The sequence below is a fragment of the Brevibacterium sp. H602 genome, assembly GCF_051172395.1.
Taxonomy (GTDB): Bacteria; Actinomycetota; Actinomycetes; order Actinomycetales; family Brevibacteriaceae; genus Brevibacterium.
The window spans coordinates 85,777-97,723 of record NZ_JBPIZD010000008.1; the positions used below are offsets into that span (position 1 = coordinate 85,777).

The 11,947-nt window shown below is 65.9% G+C and carries 11 protein-coding genes; 6 read left to right on the plus strand and 5 right to left on the minus strand.

Annotated features, from left to right (window positions below; all coding sequences use genetic code 11):
- Positions 1-70 precede the first annotated feature (70 nt).
- Positions 71-1,222: an ATP-binding protein gene (locus ACSBQT_RS07855; protein WP_410709429.1), complete on the minus strand. Its 1,152-nt coding sequence runs from the start codon at positions 1,220-1,222 to the stop codon at positions 71-73.
- A gap of 189 nt (positions 1,223-1,411) precedes the next feature.
- On the minus strand, positions 1,412-3,088 hold the full coding sequence (locus ACSBQT_RS07860; RefSeq protein WP_410709428.1) for an ATP-binding cassette domain-containing protein: 1,677 nt from the start codon (positions 3,086-3,088) through the stop codon (positions 1,412-1,414).
- Positions 3,089-3,399: 311 nt separating this feature from the next.
- Here ACSBQT_RS07860 and ACSBQT_RS07865 point away from each other — a divergent pair, with 311 nt between their 5' ends.
- Positions 3,400-3,705 (plus strand): DUF3311 domain-containing protein, encoded by a 306-nt coding sequence (locus ACSBQT_RS07865; RefSeq protein ID WP_410709427.1) that lies wholly within the window; start codon positions 3,400-3,402, stop codon positions 3,703-3,705.
- Complete coding sequence (locus ACSBQT_RS07870) at positions 3,702-5,216, plus strand: sodium:solute symporter family protein (RefSeq protein ID WP_410709426.1); 1,515 nt, start codon at positions 3,702-3,704, stop codon at positions 5,214-5,216. The genes ACSBQT_RS07865 and ACSBQT_RS07870 overlap by 4 nt, the downstream gene beginning before the upstream one ends.
- Before the next feature lie 89 nt (positions 5,217-5,305).
- On the opposite strand, the gene ACSBQT_RS07875 is transcribed toward ACSBQT_RS07870, so the two are convergent.
- The 3 genes from ACSBQT_RS07875 to ACSBQT_RS07885 are packed head-to-tail and all read right to left on the minus strand — an operon-like array spanning position 5,306 to position 9,512.
- Positions 5,306-6,511, minus strand: coding sequence for an acyl-CoA dehydrogenase family protein (locus ACSBQT_RS07875; protein WP_410709425.1), 1,206 nt, complete (start codon positions 6,509-6,511; stop codon positions 5,306-5,308).
- The gene (locus tag ACSBQT_RS07880; RefSeq protein ID WP_410709423.1) at positions 6,511-7,875 is read right to left on the minus strand and encodes a beta-ketoacyl-[acyl-carrier-protein] synthase family protein; all 1,365 of its coding nucleotides are present in this window, start codon (positions 7,873-7,875) and stop codon (positions 6,511-6,513) included. The genes ACSBQT_RS07875 and ACSBQT_RS07880 overlap by 1 nt, the downstream gene beginning before the upstream one ends.
- Entirely contained in the window at positions 7,872-9,512 is a 1,641-nt protein-coding gene (locus ACSBQT_RS07885; protein WP_410709422.1) for a class I adenylate-forming enzyme family protein, read from the minus strand. Before ACSBQT_RS07885 ends, ACSBQT_RS07880 begins: the two co-directional genes overlap by 4 nt.
- 163 nt (positions 9,513-9,675) lie before the next feature.
- Here ACSBQT_RS07885 and ACSBQT_RS07890 point away from each other — a divergent pair, with 163 nt between their 5' ends.
- The 4 genes from ACSBQT_RS07890 (at position 9,676) to ACSBQT_RS07905 (ending at position 11,813) form a co-directional block, all read left to right on the plus strand.
- Positions 9,676-10,281, plus strand: a complete 606-nt coding sequence (locus ACSBQT_RS07890; protein ID WP_410709421.1) for a TetR/AcrR family transcriptional regulator — start codon at positions 9,676-9,678, stop codon at positions 10,279-10,281.
- Positions 10,278-10,619, plus strand: coding sequence for a DUF6204 family protein (locus tag ACSBQT_RS07895; protein WP_410709420.1), 342 nt, complete (start codon positions 10,278-10,280; stop codon positions 10,617-10,619). Before ACSBQT_RS07890 ends, ACSBQT_RS07895 begins: the two co-directional genes overlap by 4 nt.
- On the plus strand, positions 10,616-10,999 hold the full coding sequence (locus ACSBQT_RS07900) for a hypothetical protein (protein WP_410709419.1): 384 nt from the start codon (positions 10,616-10,618) through the stop codon (positions 10,997-10,999). The genes ACSBQT_RS07895 and ACSBQT_RS07900 overlap by 4 nt, the downstream gene beginning before the upstream one ends.
- A 133-nt stretch (positions 11,000-11,132) precedes the next feature.
- Positions 11,133-11,813 (plus strand): DUF402 domain-containing protein, encoded by a 681-nt coding sequence (locus ACSBQT_RS07905; RefSeq protein WP_410709417.1) that lies wholly within the window; start codon positions 11,133-11,135, stop codon positions 11,811-11,813.
- The last annotated feature ends 134 nt before the right edge of the window (positions 11,814-11,947 follow it).

Here is an 11,947-nt window from a genome sequence, read left to right on the forward strand (position 1 = left end):
GCGTCAGCGCACTAGTCGCGAGGTTTACGCCCCGACAGGTGCGCTGCGCCTTGAACGAGTACGACTGAGTTCAGCGTTGCCGGTAATAGTCACGCGAAAAGGGAATCGCATATCGCAGTCTCCCGCGCGCTGGAGCTTCGATAACCCCCTGTGCCAGCAGCCTGATCCTGAACACCCCTGCGTGCTTCGAGCTGATACCCATCCTGTCCGCGATGTCCCGCAAAGCTGAATCACTGTCATCGCGACTCATCGCGTCCATGAACTCCCGCTCCCGCTCGGACAATTCGGCAAACGCCGGACCGTGCACTTGGTCGAACATCAGAGAACGGGATCTCCTCACTGCCTTTGCAACATCCTGCTCAGTGAGCTCGGAACGATCAGAAGCATTCCGCCATGCCTGATCTCCGATGAGTTGAACCAAGTACGGGTACTGTCCGGTCCCCTCGACGGCCAGTTTGAGCGCAGTCTCACCGATAGTCTTTCCATTGTCCTCGATTGGTGCCAACAGTCCCCGTCGAACTCCATCGCGGCTGAGATTGCCCAACTCAACACGAGCAGATCTCCTCAGGTAAGTAGAGATCTCGTCGTTCACCAGTGAGTTGATCGTCGACGGCAGGCCAGCAGCGGCGAAGGCAACCGGCAGACCGTCGCTGAACGCTGCGGCAATCGTTCCTGTCAGCTCGCGCAGTTCGCTCAGCTGCGCATGGTGGACCTCGTCCAGTGTGATGAGCAGACCCGTGCCATGAGTCTCCAGGAGGGACAGAATCGCGATGACCTGGTGCTCGAAATCCTGGACGATCGGATGAGTGGGTTCAGTTGTGGTGGACACACCCCCAGCACCAAACGGCAGATTCACCCCCGAGAGGCGAGTCTTGGTCTTCGTTGTGATGTCGAGATCGTCAAATGCTTCGGGGATCCTTGATTCTGCCAACCGACGAAGAAAACCGGGTCCAGCGTCCGAGTGGACAGCAACCCATTGCCGTGATGCCGCCACTTCGCGAAATACCTTCAGCATCACACTTTTGCCCATACCTCTCTGACCTGTCACTAAGGTCGCTCGCCCCATGGCACCTGGCCCTGAGTCGAGAGCATAGGCAAAATCATTGATGTAGCCCTGCCGATCTGCGAGCAGCGGGGGAATCGTCCCGAACGACGGAGTGAACGGCGAGAGCGAGCTCTCGCCGGACGACACCGGCGGTATCTCAAACGGCAAGGACATCATCGGCTCCTCGAAATGACTGCTCTGACTGCTCTTCGTCGGCTATGAGTCTTTGTTAGTCTTGTTAGTCATTGTAAGTCTTTGTGCGCATACGAGCCAGGCTCGCAACGACTCTCGTTCAAGCGTCAGCGCACTTGTCGCGAGGTACGCCCCGCGACAAGTGCGCTTCGCCATGATTGAGAGTGCCTCGGTTCAGTGTGCTCGGTCCCCGACCACTGCTCTTCCGATGTCGAGACGGGGCCAGTCCGCCAGATCCGCCAACATCTGCCGGTCGTGAGTGACCACGATGAGCGCCGCCGAGGCGTTCCCGAAGGACTCCGTGAGTTCGTCGACCAGCGAGGCGGACAGGTGGTTCGTCGGTTCATCGAGGATGAGCACGTCGGGTTCGACTGCCAGACACATCGCCAACTGAAGTCTGCGCTGCTGACCCTGCGAAAGTCGGTGAACCGGTGTCGTCGAGTCATCCGCCGAAAGCAGCCCGAGGTCCTGCAGTGTGAGGTCGCCGGACAGCGACGCCCATAATGCATAGTCCTCGAACACACGGGCGGCGGTGTCGGCTGCGTTCCATTCGCGAACCTCCTGGCGGAGCAGCTCCACCTGTGCCTGCGGATGTTTCCACACTTCTCCGGAACTCGGATCGAGACGGCCGGAGAGCACGTCGAGAAGCGTCGACTTGCCGGTGCCGTTCGTCCCGGTGATGAGCAGACGGTCGCCGGGAGCGATGCTCAGAGACACCGTCTGCCTCATCCTCCCTTCAACGGTGACCGATTCGGCAGTCAGCAGTGAGCCGCCTTCCGCTTCCCACCGCTCGTCATCGGATTCCGACACGACCGGCCACTGCAGACGGAGGGGTGGTTCGGGCACTTCCACGGCGTGCCGTTCGAGGTCTTCGACGCGACGGTTGAAGGCCTGCACAACGCCGGCGGTTCTCGTCGCGCGAGTGTGCTTGCCGGTTCCCTTCAGCGGACGCCATCCGGTGCTCAGTCGGGACCGAGCATCATCGGCAGCATCGGACAATCGGGCGTGTTCGGCCACCTCGGCGAGGTAGTCCTGCTCCCACTTCTCACGGTCCCGACGCTTCCCCTCCATCCATCCGCGGTAGCCGCCGGAGTAGTTCCGGGGACGTCCGTCGCGGCTCGGATCGAGATCGAGGAATTCGTCGGCGACATCGTGAAGCAGCGCCCTGTCGTGGCTGACCAGGGCGAATCCGCCGGATCGGGTGCGCAGTCGCTCGGTGAGGAACGCCAGTGACTGGGCGTCGAGGTGGTTCGTCGGCTCGTCGAGAAGCAGGATGTCGGTACTCGAGCCGAGGACGACGGCCAAACGCACTCGGTACCGCTGGCCGACCGAGAGGCTCGCGAGGCTCCGCGTCCGGTCCGAGCACGTGGACAGTCCTGCCAGTGCCGCGTCGATGCGACGCTCACCGTCCCATGCGTCGAGGCGGGTCGCCCAGTCGAGGGCGTGGGTGAAGGCCCCGTCTGCTCCGGGTTCGTCTCGTGCCATCGCCTCGCCGGCGGCGTCGAGAGCGGCCAATGCGGCCTTCTCCTGGCTCAGGGACTCATTGATGAGGTCGCCGACTGTGCGGTTGTCATCGGCATCAAGGGCCTGTTCGAGCAGGGCGACGGTACCTGACCGCCTCAGCACTCCCCGGTCGGGAGGAAGCGTACCGGCGAGGACGTGGAGCAAGGTCGTCTTGCCGCTGCCGTTCTCGCCGACGACAGCCAGTCGCGAACCGGCGGAGACCGTCAGGTCGAGACCGGTGAGGATCTCGCGGTCGCCGCGCATGATGTGAATGCCTTCGGCGCGGATGTGTGCGGCAGATCCTGCGGACAGGTCGAGTTCGGGGGATGAAGATGTTGATTTCGGCATCGTGGTCTTTCAGCTCGTCGTGGAGCCGGACAGCATGAAGCCACCGTCCGGCGAGGGCCAGGACGGCGCACGAGAGTGATGTTGAGGTTCCCGCCGCCGTCAGCGGCGGCTGCGGAGCCTTCTGGAGGGCATACCGAAATTCATGGCATCAATTGTATCAATCACCGTCGAGCAGTGCGGCCGCGTACATCGGACCGGCGGCAGGACCATCCGGTTCCACACTTCGGACGACCCTTTCGTCTGTGACTCACAGCACTAACCTTGCCGAGGCTGCCGACCGGCTGCCGGTGTCGAGTGAAAGAAGGTCGCTCATGTCGCAATCTGACGATTCGGCCCCAACGTCAGGGCCGCCGCCTCGGCGGCGTTATTCGCTGGTCCTCCTCATCGTTCCCGTCATCCTCTACGTCCTCACCCCGGTCGTGGCGAACTCGGTCGAGCCGCGCATCGCCGGTCTGCCGTTCATCCTCGCCTATACGATCGCGGTCACGATCCTCACCTGGCTCTTCGTGTGGATGACCGCTCGGGGCGACCGGTACTACCGGCACGATCTGCCCGAGCACATCCCTTCCGATGTCGCCTTCGGTGAGGACCACGAGATCGAGGAGGCCGGGAAATGAACACCTCCGCGATCATCGCCTGCATCATCTTCGGCCTCGCAATGCTCGCGACCATCGGCATCGGCATCTGGTCCGGCCGCGGCCGGGAGAAGTCGCTCGACGAATGGTCGGTCTCCGGGCGGGGGCTCGGCTTCGTCTTCATCCTGCTGCTCATGGCAGGCGAAACGTATACGAGCTTTTCGTTCCTCGGCACGGCCGGTTGGTCCTACTCCTACGGTGTGCCGATCCTCTACCTCATCGGCTACCTGAGCATCGGTCTCGTCGTCGCTTACCTCGTCGGCCCACTGTTCTGGACCTATGCCGCCCGGCACAAGCTCGTCAGTCTCTCCGACATCGTCGAACACCGGTTCCGCTCGCGTGGGCTGGCGATCCTCGTGGCTGTCCTCGCGACGATCTTCATCGTCCCCTATATCCAGCTGCAGATTCAGGGCATGGGTGCAGTCGTCAACGCGATGAGCTACGGCGCGATCGACCTCAAGGTCGCCGCCATCGTCTCCTTCATCGTCGCCGAGGCGTTCATCCTCTTCTCCGGACTGCGCGGTTCCGCCTGGGTCAGCGTCCTCAAGGACGGGCTGGTCATCCTCGCTGTTGCGTTCCTCGCGATCTACGTTCCGCTGCACTATTTCGACGGACTGGCTCCTCTGCTTGACCGCGTCGTGAGTGAGAAGTCTCAGTGGCTGACCTTCCCCGGTGCAGGCGACGGCATCTACGGGGGTGCATGGTTCATCTCGACGATCATCCTGAACGGGATCACGATCACCGTGTTCCCCACGTCGATCGCCGGCTACCTGTCGGGCACCTCGGCGAATGCTCTGCGGCGCAACTCGATCATTCTGCCGTGGTATCAGCTGCTGCTCCTCGTGCCGATGATGGTCGGTGTGGCTGCACTCTTCGTCGTCCCTGCCCTCAAAGACGCCGACCTGGCCCTGTTCTCCGTGGTCATCGATTCCCTGCCCGCGCCGATCGTCGCGATCATCGGCGTCGCAGGCGCGCTCTCCGCGATCGTGCCGATGAGCGTATACATGCTCTCGATCGGCTCGATGTGGGGGCGGACCGTCTTAGGCGGCGGCTTGGCCGGACCGAAGAACGCCGCCTCGATAACGGCTGAACAGCTGAAGGCACGGGGCCTGCGGCAGAAGACACTGTCCCAGTGGGTGTGCTTGGCCGTCGGCATCATCGCCCTGATCATGAGTCTGCTCATGCCGGATGCGCTCGTCGAGCTCTCCGTGCTCAGCTACGAGGGCCTGGCACAGGTCGTGCCGGCCGCGCTGCTGTCCCTGTACTGGCCGCGCATGAGCAAGCAGGCGGCGGCTGCGGGTCTCATCGTCGGCTCCGTCGTCATGGTCGCCCTCCACTACACGGGACTCGACCCATTGCTCGGAATCAACGGCGGTCTCTGGGCGGTCGCGGCGAACCTCATCGTGGTCGTCATCGTCACTCTGGCCAAGCCCGACCCACGGTGGGTGCCCGCAGCCCAGCGGCAGACGCGCACCGGGGCGGCGGCGCTATAGGCGCGAGCCCCTCGATCAGCGCGAATCGCGAAAAGGTCGTCACCGGCGACGACTTTTTCGAGTTTCGCGTTGACTGAGCCGAAGCGAGCTCACCCGTCGAGCAACGCAGCCGCGTACATGGGACGTGCGGCGTCGGCGCTCGGCGGGTGGAAGAGTCCGGCCGCGGCATCGCGGAAGAGGCGGGAGAGTTCGTGCTTGTTGCCGAATCCGCTGCCGCTCGTGCACATCAGGGCGGTCTCGGCGCTGCGGCGGGCCGCCTCGGCGGACTTGATCCTCGCCCCCACCACGCGCAGCGGCCAACCGGCGCCATGGTCGATGAGGTCGTCGAAGTCCCGGGAGTAAGCGTCGATCATCGCCGTCACGGGCATGAAGTCGAGGTGGGCATCGGCCAGGCGCGTCCGGGCTTCGGGCACCTCGGCGAAGGTGACGCCGGCCTTCGCGGACTTCCGCTTGTGCAGTCCGGCGGCGCCCAGCTCGAGCGCCCGGGCCGCGACTCCGGCATAGACGGCGGCGATGAGCAGCTGGAAGTTGCTCGTGATCGCGAAGGTGAGCAGATCAGGGTGCTTGCCGGCGGGAATGACGCGTGAGACCCGTTCGGGTTTCATCGGCACGTGGTCGAGGATCGTCGCCCGCGACTGCGAGGCCCGCATTCCCAGCACATCCCACTCGTCGGAGACCGTGATCCCGGGTGCATCGCGTTCGATGAATCCGTAGACGAGCTGCCCCTCGGCGGGCTCGTCCGCATCGGGACCGGCGATCCCGTCGTCGTCGGAGGCCACGGCACCGTGGACGATGAGCCTGGTCCACACGGGTGAGAGCGAAGTGAAGATCTTCACCCCAGTCAGCTCGTATCCGCCGTCGGATGTCGGCACCGCCTCGGTGTTCGAGCCCTGCAGCACCCAGTCGTTCGACGGCTCGGAGATCCCGAAGGCGAAGATCTCACCGGCCATGACCTCGTCGAACACCCAGTTCAGCGAGTCGTCGCCGCGATCGGCCAGCGCCTTGACCACTCCGGTTGTCATGAGGTGCATGTTGATCGCCAGAGCCGTTCCGGGCGCCGCCGCTGCCAGCCGCTGCTGCAGTCGGGTGACCTCGAACAGGCTCAAGCCGGGCCCGCCGTGGGACTCGGGCACGAAGAGGGTGAGGTAGCCGAGGTCCCCCAGTTCGGCGAGATCCTCGTCGAAGAATCGGTTCTCGCGGTCATAGACGTCGGCTCGTTCGCGGAAGCGATCACACACATCATCGGGCAGGTACCGCGCGGCGAGTTCGCTCACGCGTGTCTCACGGTCGGTCATCATCTCTCCTTCGTCGAGGGGTCGGTCGCGCCCGCTGGGGGTGTCGCGGGCCGCGCGGTGCGGCGCAGGATGATCGCGCCGTTGTGCCCGCCGAAGCCGAACGACGTTGACAGCACAGTGTCGACGGCCGCCTCGGCGAGGTTCGGTTCACCGCCCATCTCACGGGCGTGACCTGCAACGATGTCCCAGTCGGGGAACTCGTTGTCGTCGAGATTGAGCGTCGGCGGCAGCGTCTGATCACGCAACGTCAGGGTCGCGATGATCGCCTCGACGACCCCCGATGCGCCGAGGAGGTGCCCAGTCGTCGATTTCGTGGCCGAGATCGGGATCGACCGTCCGACCTCCCCCAGAGCGGCATCGAAGGCGGCGAGTTCGGCGCGGTCGCCGGCCGGTGTGCCCGTGGCGTGGGCGTTGATGTGGTCGATATCGTCGGGTTCCAGCCCGGCGTCGTGCAAAGCCTGGACCACCGCCGAGGCGGCTCCCCGCCCCTGTGGATGCGGGTTCGTCGGGTGGTGGGCATCGCTGGCGGCGCCGAATCCGGCGAGCTCGGCCAGCGGCGTCGCCCCACGTGAGGCCGCCGAGTCGGCGGATTCGAGGAGGATCGCGGCCGCACCTTGGCTCATGACGAAGCCGTTTCGGGCCCGGTCGAAGGGGCGGCTGGCGGCGGTCGGATCGTCTTCGTATCCGGCGGCGAGCGCGCGCATGTTCGCGTTCGAGGCGAGATTGACCGGACCGAGGCAGTCCTCCATGCCGACGACGAGCACGGCGTCGGCGTAGCCGTGGCGGATGCGGCGCATCGCCTCGCCGAGTCCGATCGCCCCGGAGGCGCACGTCGCCGAGACTCCCTGGCCGGGACCGCGCAGGTCGAAGCGCTGGCTGATGAGCGCTGCCGCGGAGTCCGGCGCCCCGTGGATGGACAGGGTCAGCGGCACGGACCTGGGGCCGTCGGCGTCGAGGCGACGCGTCGCCTCCTGCATGGCGTCGACGGGTCCGGAGCCGGTGGCCGCGATGACTGCCGTGCGGTCACGGTCCCAGGGCAGATCGTCGGCCGCGGATGCGATTCCGCCTGCGCGCATCGCCTGGTCGGCCGCGGCGATAGCCCAGTGCTGGACGGGGCTGAGTCGGCGGGCGAGCGCCCGGGGCAGAACCGCCTCGGCGTCGAAGTCCTTGATCTGCCCGCCGATTCGCACGGCGAGGTCGTCGAACTGCTCACCTGCGAGGACGTCGATGGCGCTGGTACCGCTGCGGACAGATCGCCAGAGGGTTTCGGGGTCCTGGCCGCTCGGGGTGATGGATCCGTGTCCGGTGAGGACGACCTCGCGCACGCCGTCTGTCCGGTGCCGATTGCTCCGGGATGCGTTCACAACCGCTGTGCCTTTCCGCTCATGACCAGGTCAACGGTTTCGTGGCGTCGAATCTTCCCGCCGACGGTCCGGGGCAGCCGGTCGAGTGAATAGAACCGTCTTGGCACGAACTGCGGGGCCAGTTCCGCCCGGGCGTGGTCGAGCAGTGCTGCTTTGTCGGGCGCAGTCGATTCGCCATCCCCGGCATGGCTCCCCGAACCCTGGGCGCCTGGTTCGATGACGAGGGCGACGATGCTGCCGAGACCGTCGTCGGGCAGCGCGATCGCGCAGACCTCGCCGAGGCGGCCCTTCCCCGACCGCGGATCCGCGCGGTCGAATTCTTCGAAGGCTCGTTCGACCTCGGGCAGGGACACCTTGTGCCCTCCGGTGATCGCGATGTCACCGGCCCGTCCGGCGAGTTGGAGGAGTCCGTTGTCGATCCGTCCCTGGTCACCGACCGTGGCCCAGCCGTCGGGGCGTCGCAGCCGAGCGTCGGTGGTGCCGGTGACATAGCCGTCGGAGCAGGCGGCGGCTCTGATCCAGACCGTGCCGATCTCTCCGTCGGGCAGCCGGGCACCGGATTCGTCGCGGACCTCGACGCCGATGGTGTCGTAGATCGAGATCCAGGTGCCGTCGCCGTCGCGGCTATCGCCGATGAATCCGATCTCGGCGGCACCGTAGTAGCTGATCAGCCGGGCGTCGGGGAGGACGTCGGCGAGTGCCGAGCGGATGGAAGCGGGCAGGTTCGCTCCCCCGGTGACGACGAGGTCGAGACCGTGGAAGTTCTCAGGCGTTCGGCGGGCCGCCTCGGCGAGGGCCTTGACGACGGCGGGCACGGCGACGACGCGGGTGTTGGCTTCGTCGGCGATGCGCGAGCCCATGGTGAACGGGTCGAAGTCGTCGGCGACGTGTACGCTGCCGCCGGTGGCGAGGGATTCGATGACGGCATAGAGGGTGAGGCTGTAGGACATGGGACCAGGCGCCAGGGTGGCCACCCCGGGGAAGGGTTCGAGGTGGGCCGAGGACACGGCGACGTTGTCGCGGTACTGCTGCCGGGTCTTGATGAACGCCTTCGGGTTGCTCGTCGTGCCGGAGGAGAAGAGCATGAGGAACGGCTCGGACGCTTCGCGAACGGTCGGCGGTGAGGTGTCGGCGGGGTCGATGGCGGTTTCGCGGGCTTGGAAATCGGTCGCGGTGATGACGGTTCCGGTCCAACCGGCGGCGGCGAGCGCCTCGGCGAGCGGGGTCGAGTCGGAGATGACGAGACCGATTCCCGTGGTCGTGATGACTCCGACCTGATGGTCGAGCGGCCAGCGGGGATCGATCGTGGCCGAGACCGCGCGGAAGCCGGCGAGGCCCGCGATGATGCGGGAGGTCTCGAACGCCGAGGTGAGGCTCACTGCCGTGATCGGGATGCCGTGGGTCTCGGGCGCGGGAGTCGGCGGGTCGGTCTGGGCACGGTGGAGGGCGTCGACGGCGGCGAACATCGTGGCCGAATCCCGGACGAGCTGCGCATACGTGAGGGAACGTGGGGCTCGTGCGCCTTCAGCAGGGTCGGCGCTCTCACCGGGGGCGGAGCTGCCAGAGGGGCCTCCGACGATGGCCAACTGGTCCGGATCGGTGGCCGCAACCTCGAGGATCCTCGACGTGATGGGCAATTCCGTCCTCCTCGAATTCGTTCCTCGCAGGCCCGTTCCGGGCACCGATCCTCAGTATAGGAGCGACACGGACGGCTGCGACCTTTGGAGGGGTCCGGCCCGCTTCCGCCAGGTCGGTTCGCATACTTTGCAGTATTCAAATACATTGCTGTATCTTGAAGTCATGAGTTCAGCACCGCAGCGCATGACGCGCAGGGAAAGTCAGGAAGCGACTCGCCAGCGACTCATCGAATCGGCGATCTCGCTCTTCGCCGACCACGGCGTTGCCGAAACCTCGCTCGTCGCGGTGGCCGAGAACGCCGGATTCAGCCGCGGCGCCGTCCACGGCAACTTCTCCGACAAGGAGGACCTGGCCGCCACCGTCGTGCAGTCCATCGTCGGCGAACTCGGCCCCGAGCTCGGCCGCGCACTGAATTCGACCAAGAGCTCGAACGACAGGCTGGCGGAGTACATCTCGACGCATATCACCTACTGCCGACGACATCCCGAGCGGGCTGCCGCGATCATCGCCTCCGTCGGCCATCTCGCGAGGCGCGCACCGGGAGCAGCCAGCTATGGCGAACGCGCCACCGAATCGGTCGCCGACCTCGTCGCGCTCTTCGAGGACGGACAGCGCCGAGGCGAGATGCGCAGCTTCGATCCCACGACGATGGCCCTGACCCTGCGCTCGGTCCTCGACACCGCGGTGCCCACCTACGGCGACATCGCTGCCGAGGAGATCGTCGCCACCTTCGAACACGCCACCCGCATCCAGGAGACCACTCCATGACATGGAACTTTCGCATCACCGCCCGCGGCCGCTTTGCCGACCTCGACGACGAGCAGCGCCGCCGCCTCCGTGCGGCTCAGTCCGAGCACGACATGTTCGCCGCCCGCTTCACGCCCGAGGGGACCTTTCTCTACACGCCGGAGCTCGTGTTCTTCCAGCATCGGTTCCTCATCGACGTCGACGAGTCCGATCCCGATGACGCCGAGGTGCTGGCCAAGCTCAGAGGTGAGGAGCTCGCCACCACCGACCTCGGCCGTCGCGGTTTCGCAGGCACAGTCACCGAGGTCTCCGCAGTGTGCGTCGAGGACATCAAGACACGTTCGGGGCGGCGGTCATGAACGCATCGCCCAACCTCGACGCGGCGCTGACCGTCGCCTGGGCGAAGAGCGCGCTCGACACGGCGGTCGGCGCTGCCCTGGCCCGCGTCGGTCTGTCGCTCGATGATCTTCGTCGACTGCGCATCATCGGGGCACATCCACAGGGGCTGACCAGGGAGGACCTCGCCGAGGCGATGGGTGAGACCCGGTCGCAGACCATCCGCTCCAGCGGCCCGCTCGTCAAGCTCGGCTGGCTCTCGCGCGCAGAGTCCGGTGAGTTCTCCCTCACCGACAGCGGCCGCCACCTCATCGATCAGGCCGAAGGCATCTCCGAGAAGGCGGCAGCCCGTTGGTTCACGGCGAATAGCATCGACCCCGACACCCTCACAAGAATTCGCTGACGTCGTCCTCGGCCCGATCGTGCAGATCCCCACCGCCGAGGAGCGCGCCGCCCTCAAAGCCGCCCACAGCTGATCATCCGCTCCCAGCTCCATCTCACGGCTCACGCTCGCCCCGGTCCGGGACAATGAGAGCATGAGCGGAGCAGGGAGCCGGGACGAACGGGCAGACGAACCACGTTGGCGATACGGCGACCAGATCCTGTGGACCTACACCAACCCGGCACACCCAGGGCTGTACGACCAACGCCCCGTCACAGTCATCGCCGATGATGAGAACCACCTTGCCGTCTGGCTGGAGTCCGGGACGAGGATGCTCCATCAGGTGCTCGCCGACGGCTCGGGAATCCGCACCGCTGACGGACCCGCCCGCTTCGGCGCCCCGCGGGCCCAGGGCCTCAAACGGTGGCAGGGACCGGGAATCGTCGCCGTCTTCCAGCCGGGAGCCGACTATTCGGTGTGGTTCTTCGAGAACCCGGACTCTGCCCGTCGCGATTCCTTCTACGACAACCTCGAGGAGCCTTTCACCCGCTTCGACCGGGGCATCCTCACCTCCGACCACGTCCTCGACATCGTCGTCGACTCAGATGGCACCTACCGGCTCAAGGACGAGGACGAACTCGAGTTCGCGCGAAGAGCCGGACTGTTCTCCGACGAGAAGACCGCACGCATCCGCGCAGCTGCGGACTCCGCCATCGAGGACATCCGGACCTGGGTCTTTCCCTTCGACTCGGACTATCCGGACTTCCAGCCGGACCCCGACTGGCCGATGCCGGACCTTCCCGCCGAGGCGACCTGGGACTTCGACGCGAGCTGAGCTGAGCTGAGCTGAGCCAACCGGAGAGCATAGGATCCACCCGCACGGAACACCCTGGCCCACGCAGAAAGGGCTGGGCTCCGAATCGCGCATGCTCTCACGCGCTCTTCGGAGCCCAGCCCGTCAAGCTGCAG